This is a genomic window from Pseudomonas sp. P7759 (genome assembly GCF_013386445.1).
Classification (GTDB): domain Bacteria; phylum Pseudomonadota; class Gammaproteobacteria; order Pseudomonadales; family Pseudomonadaceae; genus Aquipseudomonas; species Aquipseudomonas azotoformans_A.
This window is the reverse complement of the sequence record NZ_JACART010000015.1, coordinates 75,445-98,809: the sequence shown is the minus strand read 5'-3', so window position 1 is coordinate 98,809 and position 23,365 is coordinate 75,445. Positions and strand designations below refer to the sequence as shown.

At 55.1% G+C, this 23,365-nt stretch carries 8 protein-coding genes and 1 other RNA gene; 4 read left to right on the top strand and 5 right to left on the bottom strand.

What is annotated here, in order from left to right:
• Positions 1-80 precede the first annotated feature (80 nt).
• The 4 genes from HX823_RS14510 (at position 81) to HX823_RS14495 (ending at position 16,600) form a co-directional block, all read left to right on the top strand.
• Entirely contained in the window at positions 81-2,978 is a 2,898-nt protein-coding gene (locus HX823_RS14510; protein ID WP_177075260.1) for a DEAD/DEAH box helicase, read from the top strand.
• 33 nt (positions 2,979-3,011) lie between these two features.
• On the top strand, positions 3,012-7,970 hold the full coding sequence (locus tag HX823_RS14505; protein ID WP_177075259.1) for an Eco57I restriction-modification methylase domain-containing protein: 4,959 nt from the start codon (positions 3,012-3,014) through the stop codon (positions 7,968-7,970).
• A gap of 88 nt (positions 7,971-8,058) precedes the next feature.
• The gene (locus HX823_RS14500) at positions 8,059-14,496 is read left to right on the top strand and encodes a DEAD/DEAH box helicase (RefSeq protein WP_177075258.1); all 6,438 of its coding nucleotides are present in this window, start codon (positions 8,059-8,061) and stop codon (positions 14,494-14,496) included.
• Position 14,497: 1 nt separating this feature from the next.
• Complete coding sequence (locus HX823_RS14495) at positions 14,498-16,600, top strand: UvrD-helicase domain-containing protein (protein ID WP_177075257.1); 2,103 nt, start codon at positions 14,498-14,500, stop codon at positions 16,598-16,600.
• A 983-nt stretch (positions 16,601-17,583) separates the two neighbouring features.
• On the opposite strand, the gene HX823_RS14490 is transcribed toward HX823_RS14495, so the two are convergent.
• From HX823_RS14490 to ssrA, 5 genes are all read right to left on the bottom strand, one after another.
• Positions 17,584-18,927 (bottom strand): hypothetical protein, encoded by a 1,344-nt coding sequence (locus HX823_RS14490; RefSeq protein ID WP_177075256.1) that lies wholly within the window; start codon positions 18,925-18,927, stop codon positions 17,584-17,586.
• A gap of 361 nt (positions 18,928-19,288) precedes the next feature.
• Positions 19,289-19,564: a hypothetical protein gene (locus tag HX823_RS14485; RefSeq protein WP_177075255.1), complete on the bottom strand. Its 276-nt coding sequence runs from the start codon at positions 19,562-19,564 to the stop codon at positions 19,289-19,291.
• Positions 19,561-20,541, bottom strand: a complete 981-nt coding sequence (locus HX823_RS14480; protein WP_177075254.1) for an integrase domain-containing protein — start codon at positions 20,539-20,541, stop codon at positions 19,561-19,563. Before HX823_RS14480 ends, HX823_RS14485 begins: the two co-directional genes overlap by 4 nt.
• Positions 20,542-21,491: 950 nt before the next feature.
• Positions 21,492-22,748: an integrase domain-containing protein gene (locus HX823_RS14475; RefSeq protein ID WP_177075253.1), complete on the bottom strand. Its 1,257-nt coding sequence runs from the start codon at positions 22,746-22,748 to the stop codon at positions 21,492-21,494.
• Positions 22,749-22,935: 187 nt separating this feature from the next.
• Positions 22,936-23,332: a transfer-messenger RNA gene (gene ssrA / locus HX823_RS14470) on the bottom strand.
• Positions 23,333-23,365: the final 33 nt, after the last annotated feature.

Sequence of the window (23,365 nt, the reverse complement as noted above, 5' to 3'; positions counted from 1 at the left end):
ATCTGTCGCATCATCCGGCCATTATCGTTGTCGTCACATGACACTGGATGTCGGGGTCGTGTCTGTTACAGGAATTTTCAATGCAAAGTCTTTATGCTCCAGGCGCTCGCGTCGTTATCCGTGACTGCGAATGGGTAGTGCGCCGAGCTGATCCCTGCGATGACGGTGGTTACATTCTCACCGTCGATGGGTTATCGGAGCTGGTCAATGGCAAGAGTGCGCAGTTTCTCTCTCGGCTAGAGGAGCAGGCTGACGTGATCCGTATTCTGGATCCGGCAGATACCCGCTTCGAGCAGGACACCACTCCAGGCTTCGAGAAGAGCCGTCTGTTCATCGAAACCCAGCTGCGGCAGATCACTCCAGCAGATGGCAAGATTCATCTGGGCCATCGCGCAGCGATGGATACGGTGCCTTACCAGCTCGACCCAGCGCTGCAGGCGCTCAAGCAGAATCGCCAGAGGATCCTTATTGCCGACTCAGTGGGCCTGGGGAAAACCCTGGAAGCCGGCATCCTAATGACGGAGCTGATCCGCCGGGGCCGCGGCAAGCGCATTCTGGTGCTGACGCTGAAAAGCATGATGACCCAGTTCCAGAAGGAGATGTGGAACCGATTCACTATCCCACTGACTCGGCTGGACTCCGCCGGCTTGCAGCGTGTGCGCAATCACATACCGGGTAATCACAACCCTTTCTACTACTACGATAAGTCGATCATCTCTATCGACACGCTGAAGCAGGACAACGAGTATCGCCGCCATCTGGAAGAGGCCTACTGGGACATTATTGTCATCGACGAGGCCCATAACGTCGCCGAGCGTAGCAGTGGCTCGCAGCGTGCCAAGCTCGCGCAACTGCTGGCTGGCCGCTCCGATACGCTGATCATGCTCTCGGCCACGCCGCATGACGGCAAGGCGCGCAGCTTCGCCAGCCTGATGAACATGCTTGACCCGACTGCCATTTCCGATCCGGACGACTACGCCAAGGAGGACTTCCGCGATAAGGGGCTGGTCATCCGTCGCTTCAAGAAGGACATCCGCGACCAGGTAAAGCAGGAGTTCAAGGAGCGAGTAGTCAAGGACATCTACCTGTACGCCTCGCTGGAGGAGGAGGGTGCTTACCAAGCCCTGCTTGATGTGCCCTTCACCTACCGTGGCGAGCATAGTGCGACCAGCAACGGCCAGTTAGTGCGTATCGGCCTGCAGAAAGCCATGTTTAGCTCGCCGGCTGCCGCCGAGATATCGGTCAAGCAGCGCATTGCCAAGTTGCAGGGCAAGGGTGCCAGCACCGACGAGCAGGCTGAAATTGAAGCGCTCCACAACTTTCAGCACGCCTTGCGCAACATCACCCCGACCAGCTTCAGCAAATATCGGGAATTACTCGGACTGCTGAACAGCAAGGACTTTGGCTGGAAGAAGAGCGACACCGACGACCGCCTGGTGATCTTCAGTGAGCGTATTGAAACGCTCAACTGGCTGCAGGCCCAATTGCAGCAGGATCTCAAGCTTAAGGACGATGCCATCCAGATACTGCATGGCGGCATGAGCGACATAGAGCAGCAATCCATCGTCGAAGCCTTCGGCAAGCCGGAAAGCAAGCTGCGTGTATTACTGTGTTCGGACGTGGCTAGTGAGGGTATCAACCTGCACTACCTGTCTCATCGTCTGGTGCATTTTGATCTGCCCTGGTCGCTGATGGTGTTCCAGCAGCGCAACGGTCGGGTTGACCGCTACGGCCAAGAGCAGACGCCGATCATCACCTACCTGATTGCACAGAGCAGCAACCCGACGGTCAAGGGCGACCAGCGCATACTGGAAATCCTCAAGGAGAAGGACGATCAGGCCTACCGTAACATCGGTGATCCAGCCACTTTCATGAAGGTCCACGATGCGGACGCTGAAGAAGCGTTGACCATGCAGGCCATGGCCACCGGCACCGACGCACAATCGTTTGATCAGCAATACCAAGCCGATGACAGTAATGAAGGCGACGATCTGCTTGCGCTGTTTCTCAACCCCGAGGCCGTGCAGCCAAAAACTCCTGAGCAGGTAGAGCAGTTCACCGTCGACGGCTTCAGCTTGTTCCCCAGTGACTATGAGTTCGCTCGTCAGGCGCTGGAAGCCATCAACCGTGAGCGCCGCCAGGTCAACTTCACGGCCAACAATGAGCGTCAAACCATCACCCTGACGCCTCCGGACGACCTGGACTACCGTTTCCGCTTCCTACCCCCGGAGATCCGCCCGGAAGATGGCAGCCTGGTACTTACCGCTGACAAGCAGCGTTTTGCCGAAGAAATTCGCCGTAGTCGTCAGGACGAGAACGCCTGGCCCAAGCTGCACTACCTCTGGCCCCAACATCCGGCGATCCAATGGCTGCAAGACAAGCTGCTGGCCCAAGTGGCTCGGCACAGTGCGCCGGTACTAGCGCTGCCGGATATCGACCGGGTCACCCAGCTAATGCAACCCGACGAGAGTGTGTTCCTGGTCAGTGGCCTGATTCCCAACCGCAAGGCCCACCCAGTGATCTGGAAGTGGTTCGCCATCAGGATCCGTAACGATGCAGTCACGGGCATCGAACCTGCCGAAGCATGGCTGCAGCGCCTGCAGCTGGACAACCGCTTGCCTAACCGCGCTCAGCCGCTGGCTATCGTTCAGCTAGAACGTCTGCGGCCGGCAGTGATTACCGCTGCGCGCAAGCAGATGCAGCAACTGCAACAGGATTACATCGCCGCACACCGACCGCAGCTGGAACGTCAGCTGGCCGAGCTCAAGGTGCTTAAGGGGCGTCAGGTCCTGCAGCTCGATCTGCAACTGGAAAGTTCCAGTCAGGCGGAGCATTTCAAGGCCGCTCGCAAAGAAGAGCGTCTGAACCGGATTGAAAAGGTGTTTGCCGACTACCAGACCTGGGTGCAGGACACTCACACCATAGAACCGGTGCCGTTTATTCAGATTATTGCCATATTTACCCGGGCCACAGACTGAGTAGCCGGGCTCAGGCAAAGGAGTAACAGTTAGATGTCGTTACAGGACAGCGTGGCCACCTTTATCGGGTTGAGCAACGATAACGAGTTTTTTAGCGCCCATTACCTTGCAGAGGTATTCCAGGGCGACCTGGCTGACACCATCAAAGAGTGGGAGATCCGGGAAGAGCAGGGCGATGGCTTCGTCACCCCGCACCGCGCTCTGCGCAACCTGAATCAGGGCTATTTTGCCTTGCGCCACAAGCTCAAGACTGAGCGCAGCGCCAGTGAGCGCATCCGTCTGCAACGCGAGTTCTACCGCGACCTGCTTGTTGCGCTGGGTATTCCCTACCAGCCCGACAACCGTGAGGTTGCCGCCAATATGGAGCTGCCAGTGCTCAGTGTGCTGAGTGACCAGCTGTGGGTATTGGGTGCACTGGATGCTAGCAACGAAGGGGAAGATCCGCTGTCGCTGCAACTGCACAGTGACCAGTTCTTCGGCCCTGGTCCGCACCACGACAAATTGAGCAATGCCGATTGGTATCGCATTCTCAATGAAGTCGTGTTTCGCCAATCCAGCCCGTTTAACGAGCAGCCGCCGCGCTGGGTACTTTTGCTCAGCGACCGCCAGGGCATTCTGATTGACCGCTACAAGTGGTCGCAGAACCGCATGCTGCGTTTTGACTGGGAAGAGATCCTAGGGCGTCGGGACGACCGTACCCTCAAGGCTACCGCGGTACTGCTGCACCGAGAAAGCCTGGTACCGGATGACGGTCAGAGCCGACTCGACAGCCTGGATGAAAGCAGCCACAAGCACGCCTTTGCCGTCTCCGATGATCTGAAATACGCCCTGCGCCAGGCCATTGAACTACTCGGTAACGAAGCAGCCGCGCAACTAATCGAGCAAGCCCGAGATCGCAAAGAGGGCATTTACAGTGGCAGCAATGCGCTGGACGCCAACCAGTTGTCCAGCGAATGCCTGCGCACCATGTATCGCATCCTGTTCCTGTTCTATATCGAAGCTCGGCCTGAGCTCGGCTACTTGCCGTACCAGCACGACGCTTGGCGCCAAGGCTACAGCCTGGAAAGCCTGCGCGATCTGGAAAGCGTTCGCTTAACTACCGAAGAAAGCCGTCACGGTCACTATTTTCACCATAGTCTGCAGCGCATGTTCGGCTTGATTTACAACGGACACCAGCTCAACCACCAGCTCGACCAGTTGCACGAAAGTACCGCCAACGGCTTCACCCTGCAGGGGCTGGACAGCCACCTGTTTGACCCGGCTAACACCCCATTGCTTAGCCGCGTCACTTTCAGCAACGAAACCCTGCAAAGGGTGATCCGGAGCATGTCTTTGACCCGGCCCCAGAAGGGCCGCAGGCGCCGTGGCCGTGTCAGCTACACACAGCTCGGTATCAACCAGCTCGGCGCCGTGTATGAAGCGCTGCTCAGTTACCGTGGTTTCTTTGCCACCGAGGATCTCTACGAAGTCGCCGCCAAAGGCCAAAACCTTAACCCTGACGAACTGGACACTGGCTTCTTCGTTACACAAAGCCAGCTGAACGAATTCGATGAAGACGGTGAATGGGTTTACGACATCGAGGACAAGAAGAAAAAACTGCGTGTCCATCCCAAAGGCAAATTCATCTACCGCATGGCTGGGCGTGATCGGGAAAAATCCGCTAGCTACTATACCCCGGAAGTGCTCACTAAAAGCCTCGTGAAGTACACCCTCAAGGAACGTCTGACAGGTGACGTCACTGCCGACCATATTCTCAACCTGACGGTGTGCGAGCCCGCCATGGGCAGCGCCGCCTTCTTGAACGAAGCTGTAAATCAGCTCGCAGAGGCCTACCTCACGCGCAAACAGCAGGAGCTGGGCCAGCGGATTCCCCATGAGGACTACCAGCGCGAACTGCAGCGAGTAAAAATGCACATCGCCGACCACAACGTTTTCGGGGTTGACCTCAACCCCATCGCAGTGGAACTGGCGGAAGTCTCCCTCTGGCTTAATGCTCTTAGCGGCGGCCACAACGTACCCTGGTTCGGCTACCAGCTGTTTACCGGCAACAGCCTGGTCGGTGCTCGACGCGAGGTCTACCCGACTAGCGCTCTCAAGAAGCAAGCCAGAGAAAGCCTCTGGTATAACCATGCCCCGCGACGGCTCGACCCCTTTAGCCTGCTGGGGCAGGCAGGCGAGAGGGGCCGAAAAGAAGGGGAGATTTACCACTTCCTGCTGCCCGACCCTGGTATGGTTGGCTATAACGACAGCGTCGCCAAAAAGCTGCGTCCAGACGCCTTCAAAGCTATTAACGAATGGAAAAAAGCTTTTTGTGCTCCGTTCGATGCGCAGGAAATCCGTACCCTGCAAACTCTCAGCGACGCCGTTGATCGTCTCTGGCGTGATCACGCCCAAATGCTTGCCCAGCATCGCCTGCGTACCGAAGACAGTTTCCCACTGTGGGGCCAGCCAGGCATGGCCGAGCACCACACCACTACTAAAAATAAAGATCAGCTGAGCACCACCGGCATCTTTAACACTAATGCTCGCATTGCTTCGCCATACCGCCGTCTGAAACTGGCCATGGATTACTGGTGTGCACTCTGGTTTTGGCCGCTGAACAAGACAGAGCAATTACCTGACCGGCAAAAATGGCTGTTCGACCTTAACACCATCCTCAACAGCGCGGGCACCTTCGAATTCGAGCCGTCACAGGAAGGCCTGTTCAGCAGTGTGCAGAAGCAAAGTGAAGACCTCTTCGCCAAACCTATCGCAGATCTCTTCGCTGCCGACGAACCCCAACAAACCTTGCGTGCCGAAACCCAGGCCGCCCGGGACGTCAGCACTCAGCAGGGTGAGCTCAACCTGGAAAAGCTTTTCAAGAATAGGTTTTTCAGCACTCTGGCCATCGCCAACGAGTTGGGTGAACACTTCCGGTTCTTCCACTGGGAGTTGGCCTTTGCTGATATCTACGCGAAGCGCGGAGGCTTCGACATCACCCTGGGTAACCCGCCCTGGCGGAAGGTGGAATGGCAGGAAGGCGGTATTCTAGGCGACCACAACCCAGCCTTTGTGCTACACAACTTCAGCGCCCAGCAGCTCACTGACCAGCGCGAAGCTGCCTTCGAGCGTCGCCCCCAATTGCAACAGGCCTGGTTTGACGAACTGACGGAGGCTGAAGGTTCACAAGCGTTTCTGAACGCCACCCAGAACTACCCGCAGCTCAAAGGCGTGCAGACCAATCTGTACAAATGTTTCCTGCCCCGGGCCTGGACCAACCTGAATGAACGCGGTGTCAGCGGTTTCTTGCATCCAGAGGGGATTTACGACGACCCCAACGGCGGTGGATTTCGGCGGGAGGTGTATCACCGACTGCGTGCACATCATCAATATCAGAACGAGAAGAGACTCTTTCCGATCGGCAACCGCAATAAATTCAGCGTGAACATTTCCGGACCTTATCGTGAGCAGGTCGGGTTCCACAACATTGCCAATCTTTTTGTGCCGCATACTGTCGATGGCTGCTATGTCGATCCTGCTGGTAGGTCTGTGGGTGGCATCAAAAACCATAACGATGAGTGGAATTTGGAAGGACATCCTGACCGTATTATCGAAGTCAGTCAGCACGAATTGGCTTTGTTCGCCAAACTTTACGATGAGGCCGGGACCGACACTTTGGAGGCACGACTGCCGGCACTGCATGCCCGACAGCTCACCAGCGTACTGGAAAAATTTGCTGCTCAGCCCCGGAGGCTGGGGGATCTGAAAGGGCAGTACTTCTCGACGGTAATGTTCGACGAAACATACGCTCAAAGGGACGGTACTATCAGGCGCGATACTCAATTCCCTAAAAAACCTGAGCAGTGGGTGCTGTCGGGCCCTCATTTCTCAGTCGGCAATCCTTTGTATCAAACACCCAAGCGGGTTTGCGAAACTCACCGGGCCTACGACAACCTAGACCTGCAAACCCTGCCGGACGACTACCTACCGCGCACCAATTACATGCCCGGCTGTGACATCACGACCTATCGTGACCGCACCCCGCGGGTGCCATGGGTTGAGGAGGGCGAGCACCGGGAACGGCTGGTGACGGATTATTATCGGTTCATCAGTAGGGAGATGCTTAGTCAGTCTGGGGAGCGCACGCTCATAGGGACGTTACTACCCCCAGGGGCAGGTAATGTTCACACTTGTATTCAGCAGATATTTAAGTCGACCAAAGATTTGATGAGCTTCTTCATTGGGGCGCTGTCTATACCTGTGGACTTTCAGGTAAAGAGCACAGGTGCAGGTCATGCAAATAAGAGCGTTATTGCCAAATTTCCAATCGTCGAACTACAAGGGGTTAAGCAGCATGCTGCTATGGTTCGTGCGCTCTCGCTGGTTTCTCTGACCAATCATTACGCAGGGCTGTGGGAGACATGCTGGGAAGCTGACTTCTGTAAGCAAAGCTGGGCCACCCGCGAACCCTGCTCTTTATTGCGACCGGACTTCTTCGACGAACTCACCCCAAACTGGCAACGCAAAAACGCTCTGCGCAGTGATTACTCTCGTCGCCAGGCTCTGTTAGAAATCGATGTTCTCGTCGCTCAAGCGCTCGGCCTTACTCTGGAGGAGCTGCTCACAATCTATCGGGTCCAGTTTCCAGTTATGCGCCAGTATGAAGCCGATACTTGGTATGACCAAGACGGCCGCATCGTCTTCACGCCCAGCATGGGGCTCGTCGGTGTCGGTCTGCCCCGCAAGGCCCGCAAAAGCGATCTTGCCGGAGGCACTCATTACTCTGTCGAATCCCCGGGCTCCACTGCCCATGACATCGCCCTCGGCTGGGAAGATGTTCAGCACCTTACTCATGGCGCTGTTCGCAAAACCTTCCAGGACGATACCCTGCCTGACGGCCCTTGGGAAACCACAGTCACATACCACGCCCCTTTCTTAAAACCTGATCGGGAGGAGGATTATCGGGTGGCGTGGGCAGTTTTTGAGGAAAGGGCTAGATGCGAAAAGCAATGATTCATCTTACCTTCGTAATGCACCTGCGTATTCATGAGGGTTATCTTGAGCAGGGTCAGCATTTTGGCGCAACTAATAAGGACATTTCATGATTCCCAGCTTGCTGGCCAGCGAAGTATCTGCTGCGCTGCGTGAATTCATCATTACCGGCTTCGAGACTGAAATCGCACCATTCCGGGGTGAGTTCCGTCGCCTAGTAGAGGAGCAGCAGGACGGTGAGGCTTTCATAAAGGGGCCTTATGTTACTGTTGGTTTGCCTTTTCTGCGTGGTCAGTCGGGCTGTGATTTCTTTTCCGGCTTAAAGACTGAGTACCCTCCCCATGCCCACCAGGAACAGGCTTGGCAGCGCCTTGCGACGAGTGACAAAGCAGTCAATACGCTGGTAGCGACGGGCACCGGCTCCGGTAAAACAGAGTGTTTTATGTACCCGGTGCTGGATTTTTGCCAGAAGGCTGGCAAGCCCGGTATTAAGGCCATTGTCATTTACCCGATGAACGCTTTGGCGACGGATCAGGCCAAGCGTTTTGCCAAAGAGATTTATAACCAACCGTCACTGAAGGGACTGCGTGTTGGGTTATTTGTCGGCGGTGATAGCCAAGGCATCAAGGCCATGGGACCGGACCAGGTAATCACGGATAAAGAAACCCTGCGCCAGAATCCGCCCGACGTGCTGCTTACCAATTACAAGATGCTCGACTACCTATTGATGCGCCCGCAGGACCAGAACCTGTGGGTGAACAATGGGCCCGACACCCTCCGTTATCTGGTAGTGGATGAGCTGCATACTTTTGATGGCGCCCAAGGTACAGATCTGTCGCTCCTGATCCGCCGCTTACGTGCCCGTTTTGATCTGGCTCCGGAGCGCCTGATCTGCGTGGGTACTTCGGCTACATTGGGAGGTGAAGACAGTGTGGCGGGACTGCTTCAGTATGCCAGCGATATATTTTCCGCTCCCTTCCCACGGGAGGCGGTGATTACTGAGCAGCGTCAGTCGCCGGATGAGTTCATCGACACGCTGTCGTTCCTCAACCTGAACCCGGACATTGGTCCAGAGACCCTGCAGATCGCGCTGCGCCAGAGCTTGAACGAGTATTTGCTGGTCGCTTACGAGTTGTACTTCAGCAAACAGCCGGAGATGGATCTACAGGAAATGCCAGGGCGTATTGCGCTTGGTAAGGAGCTGAAGCAGCACGGGCAACTGGCCAATCTGTTGCGACACCTGCGGCAGGGTGACAAGACTCCAACCTTCAGAGAGTTGGCGAATCGTCTGGCCGCTCAGATTCCAAAGCGTTTTCAACGTCAGCCGGAACAGGCACTGATTGCTCTTTTGTCATTGTCAGCTCATGCAAGGGCGGAAACGAAGCTGCCCTTGATGCAGTTGCGCCTGCAGCTGTGGGCACGAGAGCTGCGACGCATTGTCGGTACCTTGCGTGAGTCTGTTCCCGCAGATGATCTTGAGATCGAGGAGACCGACAGTATCAAGCGCTTGCCGCCCTTGCTGGCATTCGGTGATGACCCGCCGGCCAGGGACGAGCAGCAGATTCGGTTGCCACTCGTGCAGTGCCGTGAGTGTCACGGTACGGCCTGGTTGACGCGGATGGAGGTGGCGCAGCCGGTCAATCAGCAGATCGAATTGGATCTGGCCAATATTTACTCGGCGTTCTTCAGCAATCACCAGGAAACCGGGTTGTTGATGCCTTGGCAGCTTAGTGGTGATAAGCAGATGAGCGGCCCAAGGTTGACCCATTTCCGGGTTTGCCGTGAGTGCGGCTTTACCGCAGGGCTGGAACATAACGGTGGGTGCAAGGCATGCCAGGCTGGGAATGAAGCGCTGGTGCGTGTCAGTCGCCCAGATTTGCTCAAGGAGGAGCGTGTCGGCCAGGTAAACCGGGTTGTACATCAGCACAACTGCCCGTACTGCTCCGCAAAAGCATCCCTGGTGGTGTTTGGTGCGCGAGCCGCGAGTCTGAGCGCGGTGGCTATTCATCAGCTATTCAGCAGTCGCGATAACGATGACCGAAAACTGCTGACCTTTAGTGATTCGGTGCAGGATGCAGCACATCGCGCCGGTTTCTTTGCCGCCCGTACATGGCAGAACAACGTTCGAATGGCCTTGACTCAGCTGCTGGAAAATCAGACCGGTCCGGTGCCGCTGTTGCAGATACCGGAATTGTTTGAGCGTTATTGGCTAGAGTATGAAGGTCGGCATGGGTATTTGACGCTGCCGTATTACCTGCGTGAGTTCATGCCGCCGGATAAGCGTTTTGATGGGGACTTTGAATATTTTGAGCAGTCCGGTGAGGTGCGCAATCCGGCCCGGCATTTGAAGATCATCCGTAATCGCATGCTCTGGCAGGTACTGGAGGATCTGGGTTGGCGTGCGCAGGTTGGTCGCTCGCTAAATCGCTTAGGCATTGCAGCGCTAGAGTGGCCGCTGGATAAGGTGCAGCAGGCTGCGGAACGTTGGGCGACTGAGGTAAATAATACGCTCGGCTATCGGATTGATTCTGAGGCAGCCCAGCAGTATATGCAGGGTCTGATGCTGCATCTGGTGTATCTGGGTGCATTCGCGTTAGAGGACCTCGCGAGCTACCGCTGGAATTCTGGGAAGTCTTATCTGCTGAACCTCCTTGATTACGTGCCGGCCAGCGGTCCGTCTGCCGCTCGTCCACGTTATCCGGCAGCGAGTAATGGTGATGGCTTTGAAGTGCTTTCTGGAAGCCAGGGCGCTACCTGGTACCAGCGTTGGCTGGCTTGTCTGAATCCGGGAGAGTTGGTCGATCGAAAACAGTTGGAGTCTGTGTTGGGGGCGTCGTTCAAGGCTCTTTGTTCGACTGGGCTGCTTAAAGAGGAGCTGAGTGAGCGTGGTGTTCAGTTGTGGGCGGTGGTGCCTGAAGTGCTGCAAGTCACCTCGGAAGTACATAACGTAGAGTGTCCGGGCCATCGTTCTCTGCTGTTGCCAGCAAGCCATGCCAAGGCTTTGCTTGGCATGCCGCTTTTGAACGCGGCACACCCGGATCTGCTTTACTTGCAAGTTGTACCCACACGGGACTCGCTGTATCGCAACCTGTTCCGCCATGGCGTCATTCACCGGGTGATAGCTCATGAGCATACCGGGCTGCTATCCACGCCGGAGCGGATCCGCGTCGAGAACAGTTTTATGCGTGAGGGTGGCAAACCGTGGGAATACAACCTGCTGTCTGCTACGCCGACCCTGGAAATGGGTATCGACATTGGCAACCTGTCCAGCGTGCTGCTTTGCTCCGTGCCGCCGGCACAGGCGAACTACCTGCAGCGCGTTGGGCGAGGAGGTCGGCGTGATGGCAACTCCTTCGTCCTAACCGTGGCCAACGGTCGACCCCATGACCTGGTGTTCTACGCCGACCCGAGCCGCATGCTGGATACCCCGGTGGAGCCCCCAGCGGTTTTTCTCAAAGCGCGGTATGTGTTGCGTAGGCAATTGCTGGCATATGCCATGGACTGCTGGACCAGAGAATCCAGGGGCGACAACCTAGTGCCTTCGAATATGCAGCCGGTGCTGGATGCGGTGGAAAAGGTCCAAGAAGACCGCTTCCCCTATACCCTGCTGAATTTCCTTAAACACAATATGCAGGAAATTTGGGATGGCTTCAGTGCTTATGTAGCCAGAGAGCTCAGTGGTGATGATCTTGAGTCGCTGCGCCAGTTCTTGTTTGGCGGACCGCAGCATCTGGATGACCATTTGCAGTTCTATGTGCTTGGGCGGCTCAAGGTGGTTGCTGATGAGCGGGCAAATATGGCTGCGCGCAGTGCGGATCTGAAAAAGCAGATCGATAAGCTAGCCAAGGCACCACAGGACGAGCATACCCGGGACGAACTCGCTGAGCTTGAGCGAGAGCGTGAGGGTTTCAATCGTTTGCGCTATGTGATGAACCGGCGCGAAACGCTCAATTTCCTGACAGATGAAGGCTTACTCCCCAACTACGCCTTCCCAGAGGAAGGAGCAACCTTGCATTCGGTTATCTTCCGATCAGAAAAAGCGACTTCTGGTGATGGGGCTGAGCGCGAGCTGATCAAGCGCGAGTACGAATACCAGCGACCGGCACAGGCAGCGCTGACGGAATTGGCGCCTGAATCGGTGTTCTATGCCGGGAACCGCAAGGTGAAGATATCCCGAGTGGAAACCGCCAAAGGGCGCAATATTCAGGACTGGAGATTCTGCCCGCGATGCCATTACTCCGCAGCTGCGGACAACCCCACTGCAGGCTTCAGCGAAAAGATCTGCCCGCGTTGCCATACCAGTCAGTGGGGGGATTCAAGCGCTCGTACCAAGATGCTGAAGATGACTCAGGTGTATGCGTTTACTAACGCACGCGATGCGCTGTTGAACGACAACTCGGATGATCGGGAGCCGGTATTTTTTAGTAAGCAGATGCTGATCGATTTTAAGCCTGCAGATATCCATATCACTTGGGTTTTGGATGATAAGGATCGTCCGTTTGGTTTCGAGTTTATCCGCTCGGCGACTTTCCTTGAGGTGAACTTCGGTCGCCGTGACGGCGAGGAGATGATGTTCCAGGTAGCTGGCGAGCAGTTGCAGCGATCCGGTTTTGCCGTTTGTCGCGAGTGTGGCTCGGTGCAGAGCCGTAAAGTGATGGCAGGCAAGGGCGAGCCGGTTCATCTGAAGAGCTGTAGCTATGCCAAGGGCGTGAAAAAGCTTGTCAATGGCGGTGACGACTTTGGACTGGACAACTGCCTGTATCTGTACCGCCAATTTACCTCGGAAGCCCTACGTATTCTGTTGCCAAGACTGGCAACGGGGGGGACTGAAGAGCAGATTAACTCCTTTGTTGCGGCCCTGCAGTTGGGACTCAAACGACGGTTTGGCGGCAAAGTTGACCATCTGCGAGTAGCCCACCAGAGCGAGCCGATAGGGGAAACAGACGAGCGTCGACATTTTATTGTGTTGTACGACTCCGTGCCCGGCGGGACTGGGTATCTGCATGAGCTACTGAGCCGGGCTGAGAACATGCAGGCTGTGTTCCGGATGGCTTACGATGTCATGGAGACGTGTGATTGCTACGAGCACACGATGGATGGTTGTTATCGCTGCCTACTGGAGTACCGCAATGCCTATGGCATGGAGAGCACCAGTAAGGCGATAGCCTTGGAAATGCTCAAGGACATTGTCGAAGGTGAGCATGAGTGGGTGCAGAACAGTGAGCCCCTAAGTTCCCTCTCCGGTAATCCATGGGTGGAGAGTGAGCTGGAAGCACGTTTCCCCGAGGCGCTTGCGCGATTCAGTGGTATGGATTGCGTCAGCGGTCAGAAGGTCAGGGTATCGGCTGACATCATTCACGGTAAGACCGGTTACCGGCTAACGATCGGCGAGCAGGCCTATGAAGTGGAGCCCCAGGTTGATCTGGGCAAGGCTGAGAGTGTCCAGTTTGCCAGTCGACCGGATTTCGTGCTTTGGCCTGCATCGGCTGGTTTCAAGCCAGTTGCGATCTTCCTTGATGGCTACCAATTTCACGGACAGAAAAGTAGCGAGGACTTGATCAAGCGACAAAGCTTGATGCATGCCGGTTTCGTGGTATGGACGTTGAACTGGTATGACGTTAACAAGGTGATCGGTGATAAAGCCTCGGATGTGCCATTACTAACCGGTATGACTTCACCAGCGCAGCATCACCAGGCGATCGCGGGGCTGGCAAAATTGACAGGGACAGCCAATACGGCTCAACACCTGAGCATGCCCACCTTCGACTTACTCATGCACTTTCTTGCCGATCAGAATCCGAAAGTGTTGTCGGAGCAAGCGCTATTTTTCATTCTGCAATGCTTGCCAGCTGCTTCGTTGGCCGACGCCGAAGTCCGGGCGAAGCTTTTGCAAAGTCTCCATGGCTTGCCGGTAAGCTTTACCGATCAGCAACCAGAACCGATAGCTCTCGCGGGGGCGGTGGAAGTCAAGGATGCGCAAGGGGCTGCGCTGATCAGCTTGGGCTTGATTGCCGGTGCGGATTTGGTCAGACAGTTTGATCTGAACCAAGCCTTGGTGTCATTTTGCTATGACTTGAAGCAAGGCAGTGAAGAGGCTGCTCGTTATCAATGGCAGAGATTCTGGGCTGCGGTGAATTTTCTGCAGTTCCTGCCGCTGTTTTATGCCTGGACACCCCAGTCAAAGCACGATGGGACAGCAGCAGGCTTGCTCTGGCCGTTGGTTGGTGCGGTGGCCGAAGAGTCGGTGGAAGCACGCCAGTTGCCCAACTGGTTCCAGCTGCTGGATGAGAACGTAGCCACCGCCTTGAGTGAGCATCAGATTGCTTGGTCTATGTCTGCTGTTGTCGGCGATGCGGTTATGGATGAGCAGGGTGAGGTGGTCGGTGAAGCAGAGCTGCTGTTGCCCGAGCAGAAAATTGCTCTGCTGCTTGAGCATTTGGAAGACCAGCAGGCGGCGATGGCGTATTTGCAGAAAGCAGGTTGGATCATCGTTTCCAGCGCCGAGGATCTGGTTAAGGCCATCACCCAATTGAATTCAGGAGCCTGAGATGGTTAGTGTTGCGTTTTCGGACAAATATTTTGACAGCCTGTTGAAGCTCACGCCGAACGAGCAAGCTCAGGCTAACAAGGCGGTCATGCTGTTCCAGCAGGACCCGCAACATGGCGGTCTGCACTACGAAAAGCTGACAGCTTTCAGGGATGACAAACTGCGTTCGATCCGGGTGAACCAAGATGTTCGAATCATCCTGGCAACAGTGGAGAAACAGAACTTATATCTGATGCTCTACATAGACCACCACGAGCAGGCTTACTTTTGGGCGGCGCGTCGTAAGGTCGAGATCAACCCCAACACAGGCAGTCTGCAAGTATTTACTGTCCAGGAGCAAGAGTTGGTGGCGCCCGAACAGCCTGCCATGGTTGCACAGCCTGGGCTGTTTGATTCCATCCGTGATCGTCAGCTGACTCAGTTGGGAGTTCCGGAGGAGGCCTTGCCACTAGTGCGTAGTATGAAGATCGAGGCTGATCTGGAAACGGCGCGCCTAAATGAGCAGATCCCGGCAGATGTACATGATGGATTATTCATGTTGATGGCTGGCGCCAGCTTCGAAGAGGCTTTCAACGAGGTTGTTCCGGTAGTTACACAGCAGGTGGATACCGACGACTTCACTACGGCATTGGCGCGCCCCGAATCTCGCGCGTGCTTTGTTGTGGCAGAAAATGAAGAGGCGCTACAGGAGGTGCTCAATCAGTCGCTGGAGAAATGGCGGGTTTTTCTCCACCCGGCGCAGCGGCGCTTGGTGGAAGGCAAGAAGAATGGCCCGGTGCGAGTGCTGGGCGGTGCCGGTACTGGCAAGACCGTAGTGGCCATGCATCGTGCAAAATGGCTGGCCGAGCATGTGGCGAATCCAGATAATAAGGTGCTGTTCACCACCTTTACTCGCAACCTAGCGACGGATATTCAGCAAAATCTAAACAAGATTTGCAGCCCGGCACAACGCGAGCGTATCGAGGTAATCAACCTGGATGCTTGGGTAATCAGCTTCCTGAAGAAGCAGGGTTATGACTATGGGCTTTTGATGAATGCCCAGCAGGAAAGGCAACTCTGGGAGCAGGCTTACTCCGACAAGCCGGCTGGCTCTGAGCTGAGTCTGGCGTTCTTCCAGGAAGAATGGGCGAGGGTGGTTCAGCCCCTATCGATCATGACTGCCGATGAGTTCAAGACCGCTTCACGTATCGGTCGCGGCACGCCACTGAATAGGCAGCAGCGTATCGATATCTGGCCTGTGTTTGAACGCTACCGACATCTGCTGTCGAGCAATTACCTCAAAGAACCGGATGACGCTTATCGCGATGCGCGCCGGCTGCTTGAAGGCCGCGCTGAGCTCCGACCGGAGCTGTGCGCGGTTATCGTGGATGAGGCGCAGGATATGGGCACCCAGGCATTCATGCTGATTCGTGCTCTGGTACCTCCGAGTTCTAACGATTTGTTCATTGTCGGGGATGGGCACCAGCGCATTTATGGCAAGAACAAGGTGATATTGGGCCAATGCGGTATCGATATTCGAGGTCGCAGTTCCCGCCTCAAAGTGAACTACCGTACTACGGATGAAACCCGAAAGGTCGCGGTTAGTGTGCTTGAGGGTGTGTCCGTGGACGATCTTGATGGCGGCGAGGATACCAACGCTTATTACCATTCGCTGATGCACGGACCTAGTCCGGTCATCAGGAGTTTTGCCGGTATGGCTGAGCAGGTACGACAGGTCATAGGGGACCTTCAGGCCAATGATTTGGCCTCTGACAATTGCTGCGTGATCGCTCGTACCCGCAAGGAATTACTAGAAATTCAAGCTACATTCGAGAGCTGTGGCCTGCGCTGTCATATGCTGGATCGTGACAGTGCCTCCACCCCTGATGGTGCCATCAACCTGGCGACCATGCACCGGGTGAAGGGGCTTGAATTTGATGCGGTATTCATCCTCTCTGTGAATAAGGGTTTGGTCCCCCTGGACTTCGTGGTTAGCCAGGCAGCTGATCTGGTGACCAGACGTCAGAAGGAAAACGAGGAGCGTGCGCTCATTTACGTCAGTCTGACCAGGGCCCGAAAGCTGGCGTTTGTCTATGGGTACGGACATATGAGTGAGTGGTTTTGAAATAGAAGGCCGCAGATGGGTTGTGAGGCATAACTCTTCGAGCTCTCAATGCGCGCTGAAGGCGATGCCTCGTCTTTGGTCGCATTGGAGCTCCAGTTTTCGCTCGAAGGTAGAAACCCCATTTCATTTCTAGGCGTCGAGTAATCAACCGAACAGTGAGCAGATAGTAATACCGGGTCTGCACGCTGCGTTGTTTCAGTCGATGTTTGAGAAACTAAGTCAGTTGCTTCTGTTTTCAACCCTAAAACGGCACCAGAAGAACGGTTTATTATTGAGAAGACAGGGATCTCGAGGGGCTGGAGTTTGGAGGTCTTTTAGCGTATCTCAAAGGGTCGCTATAAATAAGCTAATTATTTCGTTTGGTGGAACTGAGTTATGAACGGCGGCGCTGCTTTGACGATGAGCGTTATGAATACAAAGCTCCGAACGCTCTGCCTGATGTTTGCATTTTAGAAGGTTCGCAGGGGTAGGTATCGCTAGGTCTGCGCTTCGCTGAGGCCGCTCGCGAACGGCATCATACAGCCGATTCTGTTGAAAAAGTCGGCCATGGTTTCTCTGATAAAAACATACGTGCTTGAGATTGAAATCTTTACTTTGAGCAGGCGATTCCAGGCTCAGATTTCGCGTAGCGGCGCGCAAAAAAAGGCGTTTTCAGCGGTCAGTATGCGGGCAGTCTGAAAAATCCGACTTTTTCAACAGAATCAGCCAATAGCCGTCATTCAGGAAAGTCATGAAGCGAGCCAGTGATACCGGTGATCGTGATCCTGAACCAGTCACAGACAATCTTCGCCCCTGTTTGGAAATATCACCTGCCTCATCATTTATGTGGGCGTATCAAGCTACCAATCAACGCAAGGAGATCGCGCTGAGCGCTTACGTACGCTCAGCGCAAGAGAGGTGAAGCCCTACAGCGGTACAATCGATTGGTGTGCTGTTTAAGTTATGTGTATCACCAGAAAAGACTTCTGCTGCCTACTCTCGGCTTAGACGGGGCAATGAGGGAAGTGGTAATTGAGAGTTACCGAATTCCTATAGTCGGCTCTATGGACCTTAGCGGTAGGGAGGCTATTTAGATCATCACTCACAAACTTGTGCGGAAAATAGCCACCAGAACGTTCAGGCACGCAGTGAACAAAATGGTCTGACGCAAATTTAGCCGCGACGCCAGGTGTCCAAGAGTCTTTAGATCCGTGATGAGGTACCTGCACAACAGCCAAATTATCCCAGCGATCAATTCCATAATGGCACTGCATGGATGAAATAGTAGGGAAGTCTATTTTTAGGTCTCCCAGACAAAGTAAGCCACTCCGCTGCAAGCTTGAGCCATCAGTTTTTTTGGGGGAGTCATGCAGAATGCTTTCATGGTTAGGAAACAAGCCGCACGATTCAACCTCAATGATAGGCTGTACCATGAGACACAATGAAATGTTGTTTTTTTGCATGCCGGAACGACCGAAATGGCGTTCATAAACCTCTTTAAATCTAAATCTCCACTTCCGATCAATCGTTGCAGGGTTATCAAGCCCAGAGGCCTTCAAAGCTATTTCAAGCTCAGCCTGCACAACTTCGATCGGTGCCCGCGATATTCGTGCCACCCGCGTTCCTGATTCAATCTCAAAGAGATCTGGCTGGTTCGAATTAAAAAACTTAAACTCAATGGGGACTTCACCGAGACCGAAGCTGACTGAGTGACTCAGCTCCATTGTTGCGATACCGGATTTCTTAGTAATGGCTGGGTGCTGAAATAAATCTTCCAATGAATTCGGATAGGTTACTTCGCCATTCATTTCATTAAGAGACGAAGGTTCAGCACCTTCAGGCTTGGGCAAGGGGCCATGAGGGGTATCTGGTTTCTGGCCGTCATCCGGAGTCTTTGTTTCAGAACCACCTTTGACGAATATGATTGTATTGACCTGTTCAGAGAGGCCGTTGACTTTCAGCCACCTCACAGGGTCGTGCTGAAATAGAGCCGTGGAAGCAGAACAAGATGACGCGTCCCCGATTGCAATTTGTTCCGCTTGTTGGAACAAGTCCAAGTAAGGTACAGCGAGCCAACGGATTTGTTTTGACTGTAAAAGGTCCTTCACTCCGTTAACATGATCATTATCAAAGTGAGATATGACTAATAGATCAATCAGGTCGGGGATGAAAGGCGAGGAGTTCACGGCATCTAGAGCCGCGGTGAGGCTGGTGGTGCTCTTGGAGCCGCAGTCATATGCCCAACTGAACACCGGCGTCCTTCGGGCCTCATCCCATACCAATCCGGTGAAAAATGTGCCGTGCCCTACGGCATGAAAGCACTGTTGCACGTGAAAATAGCGTTCCATAGCATACGTTTCCAATTTTTTGACAGCGGTATGCTAACCCGACTTTACTAGAATGGCGGCCTTTTGATGGCATCCAGCTCGCGACCTTCACCGAGCACTTCTCCTTCGGATGCCTATAGGTTTTTTAGGCAAATGCTGATATTTGCGAACGGCCCCTTTGGGTCTGGGCTGTGTGAAAACCCCGGAGCGATAAGACTGGTTAAAAAAACAACCTACAATTTCACGCTCCCAAGTGATTTCTAGATTGGCTGAGTAGCCAGCCTTTTCAGATTTCACTAAGGAGCACGATCTTTCAGGAAGCGTTTGCATTTTCACCGCCTGGGTCGAATGCGGCCGGTTTCGGGGGAGGGCCCGTCTCTGCTCAAAGACCGAAAACCCACGACGCCCCTAAGCGTCGAGCGATCAATCTGACGGTGAGCACATAATAATATCGTGTGTAGTCACCACGCTGTTCCAAGTGATTCTTCAAAAACCAATCCAGATGCTTTCTCTGCCAAGCCCATGGCGTATCTCGCTGCCAGCGCTCAGTGATTTCAGCTTGAATGATTTTCGCCTGCCGCAGATGGCGTTGCCGCGTGGCGTGCGACCCGGTCAGTACACCAGCCAAGAACAAATCCATATCGAATGGCTTAGTCATGCGCGCGCTCCAATGTAGGCAGCGACCACGTCTACCCGACCGTGCCCCAACTCATAACTGATTTGCCTCCGGGCCTCACGATCTAGGTTGCTATCTATCTGACAACATTGGCCACCATTGATAGGCGCACGGTGTTGGGTGATTTGCTCATAGCGCTCGCATGCGTATGCTGCTCGTAGCTCGTGGAAGCCTTTAAGGTGGTGTGTTTGCAGGATGTACCGCGCAGGGCGGATAATTTGTTGCAGAAAATCCAGGTAGCTTTCGTTTGGCTCAATCAGGTTGCGGCTATCCGCCGGCGACACCTGCCGTGCAAACCCAAGTGCACCTCGAACATGGTCGTCCACCGCAATCCAACGTGGCGCCGAGGCGCCGGCGCGGCCGCCTTTAGTGCCATCCTGAATGTTTATACTGCCTAGGTCGTTAGCCTCATGACTTAGCCGAGGCAGATCAGCCAAGATGGCCTCACGCAAGCGCATGCCGGTTGCTCGCGCCAGCAGAACGATCGCGGCGGCGCGTAGCTGATGTTGGCGGCAAAGTGCATCGACGATCTGCATAACCTGCTTGCGGTCCTGGCCCTGTGGCACAGACTGGCGAACCCCGGTGCGTTGCATACCCAACGCCTTGCTCGGACTTGGCAACTTCACGTACTGATCACCGCGAAGCGCCGCCATGGTCCTGTTAACGCTGGATAGCCGATTTTGTGCGGTGCTGATGGCGAGTTCACCCCGCCGAACCACGTCGCGCAGATACGCTGCATAGTCGGCCAACACCTTCCGATCAATCTGCCGCGCATCATTGATACCGGGCCCCTGTTCGGAACGGCACCATTTGACGAATGCCTGCCACCGATCACAGTGCGCTTTGACCGTGCCGTAGTGGCCACCGCCGAACATGTCTATCAGCGCCTGAGGTCCTGCGTAGCTCAATTGCCTGCCGTAGCCGAAATTGCGGCCATCGCGTCTACCCACCAATGCCATATCGCTCACCTAATCTTTCGATCTCCAATCCTCGCCCCACGTCATCCCGCCAAGAATGTTGAGTGTTATCAGGGATCAAGGCCCCTGCGACCTGTGGGGATATCCTCTAACGCGGGACTGGCGGCTCCTTACGACCGGGAGCAAGGGCATCTCATGATCCGGCCTCCTTAGCACCGTTACCGGTGGGCGGGTGGAGGCTGCACTGGCTGACGAGACCAGCGCCGCGAGATCCTGAGCCGGATGAAGGCAGCGATGCGATGACAGGGGCATGCCTGGCTGTCAGCCAGGTGCAGTCCAATCCATGGTCTGCGGCATCATCATCTGCATCGCTGTTGCTGGTGACTTCGGTGTTTGTCACGCCGATTGTCACGAGGAGCGTTGCGGCAAAGCCCCGTTCTATAGGAGCTGCAGCAGTGGTAGGAGCGCCCGTCTCTTTCCAGGAGAAAGAGACGGGCGCAGGTTGGCGCAATATTCGGCCAAGCGGATAGGTTGCTGCAGGGCAGCGAAGTAGGAAGTGTCGTCTGGCGCACGAGGGCCATGATCTGAAGTAGGCATCCATCACCGAGGAGGTGACCGGGCGAGCTGCCGGACGCGAATCGCCATTAGGGGAGAACCACCGCGAGAGCGGCGTGACCTTGAAGGTTCGGGTCACCTGGGGTGCTGTCAACGACAGCCTTTGCACTGTCTTTTCTACGCTCGCAATCCGAGAGGGTCAAGCGATGAGCCTCGCATGGAATTGCAATTGAAAATGGTACTGGGCGTGTACGGAACACCGTGGTTTCCAGTGGCGGATTTGGTGCTTTTGATTTTTTAGGTGAGGTCCATCCAAACAGGGCGGCTTTGCAGCCCTGTTTGGATGGACCCGCGCTTACAAACGGATAAACGAGGCTGCTTGCCCCGAATCTTGAGCGCACAGTTGTTGTCGCTGCCGTTATGGCATCTGTACAGCGCTAGCGGATCGGCACCACGTTCCTGTCTCTGGCTTGGCCATATGCTGAGGCGAGCAGGCTGCCGGTGGCGGCCTTTTGGATGTACTCGCTCCACCAGGCCATCATCGGGCGTCGTCGCTCAATGTAGTCGGCTCGGTTGTAGGCGCTCCGCACCTCATCCTTGTCGACATGCGCCAGTGCAAACTCAATCAGCTCCGGGTCCCAGCCATGCTCATTTAAGATGGTGCTGGCCATCGAGCGCATGCCGTGGCTGACCAACCGATCCTGGAACCCCATGCGTTTCAACGCCATGTTGGCGGTTTGGCTATTGGCGTGGGTACGTGGATTTCTGTCTGCCGGGAAGACGAATTCGCGATGGCCGCTGTGAGTTTTCAGTGACTCCAACAGAGCGACAGCGTGATCACTCAACGGAATGCTGTGTGGGCGACGCTTCTTCATCCGCTCCGGTGGGATAGTCCAGACACGTCTTTCAAAGTCGATGTCAGCCCAGCGAGTAGTCGCCGCCTCGGCAGGGCGAGTCATGGTGTGCAACTGCCATTCGATCAGGCAGCGGGTCGTGCGTTTGATACTGGCGTTCGCGATCTCCAGCATGAGCTCCGGGAGCTCTTCGGGCGGAAGCGCAGCCATGTTCTCTTTCTTAGGCTTCTTGAATACCGCTCGGATACCGCTGAGTGGGTTGGCGAAGATCAGACCAGAGTTCACCCCGTAGGTCATGATCTCGTTAAGCCGCTGACTAAGACGCTTGACCGTCTCCAGGCTGCCTTTCGCTTCGATTGGACGAAGCAGTTCGATCACCATCGGCGCGGTGATTTTCGCGAGTGGCGTCGTCTTCAAGTCGGGAAGCACATGTAGCGTGAGCGACCGCCAAATGTCTTCAGCGTAGGCCGGCGTGACCGAGTCTTTCTTAAGCTCGAACCAGGCGGAGGCCACGTTCTCGAAGGTGTGTTCTGTTTCTGCGCGCTTGGCTTCATTCAGCGTATTGCGCTGCACCTTCGGATCGATGCCCTGGGCGAGCAGCTCGCGCGCTTCGACTGCCTTCTTTCGTGCGTTCGCCAGTGACAGTTCAGGGTAGGTCCCGAAGCCGATGTTGATGCGCTTTTTGGTCACCGGTTCGCGGTAGTTGAAATTCCAAAGCAACGAGCCGTTGCTGCGTACGCGGAGCTGCAAACCATCACCGTCAGTGAGGACGTAATCCTTGGACGCGGGTTTGGCTCCCTTGAGCTGCCGATCGGAGAGGCGGAGGGTTTGAGCAGGCATGAGATTTTCCTCAGGCTCTGATTTGGTATTCCAAAGATTAGCACCGGATGGCCTGGAATACCGTCTGGAATACCCGAATGGCTGGAACTTAAAAACTCTCAAAAGACCATAAAAGCGCTGGAGGCCGCGTATTTACTGGATCGCAGGCACAAAAAAAGACGTCCGTGGACGTCTTTAGATGTTGAAGTGGTGGAGCCGGGGGGATTTGAACCCCCGTCCGCCAGTACTCCGCTGTCGGTACTACATGCGTAGCCGTTTCTATTAAGTTAACCCTCAGCGACCCGAAGGGCAGGGTGCTTTGGGCGAGTTGTGTAAGTTTTAGCCGCTTCGTCCACAACGTACTGCACGGCGATTCTGTTCTATATGACAATCACTTTGGGTTTACAGACATCCCCTGGTGATTGCTGGACCCGAAGGTACCAGAAGCTCAGGGCTAAGGCTGCTTACGCAGCGAGAGCGAATTCCTGGCCGTAGTTTTCGTCATTGGCAACTATAAGAAGTTGCAACAGTGGATTTACGAGTTCTGTTACCAACTCGGCATGCACCTAAAGTTTCGCAACCGGCGTCGAATCCTAAACGGCCCCGTGCTTGTAACTCGTTGTTTCATAGTGAGTGAC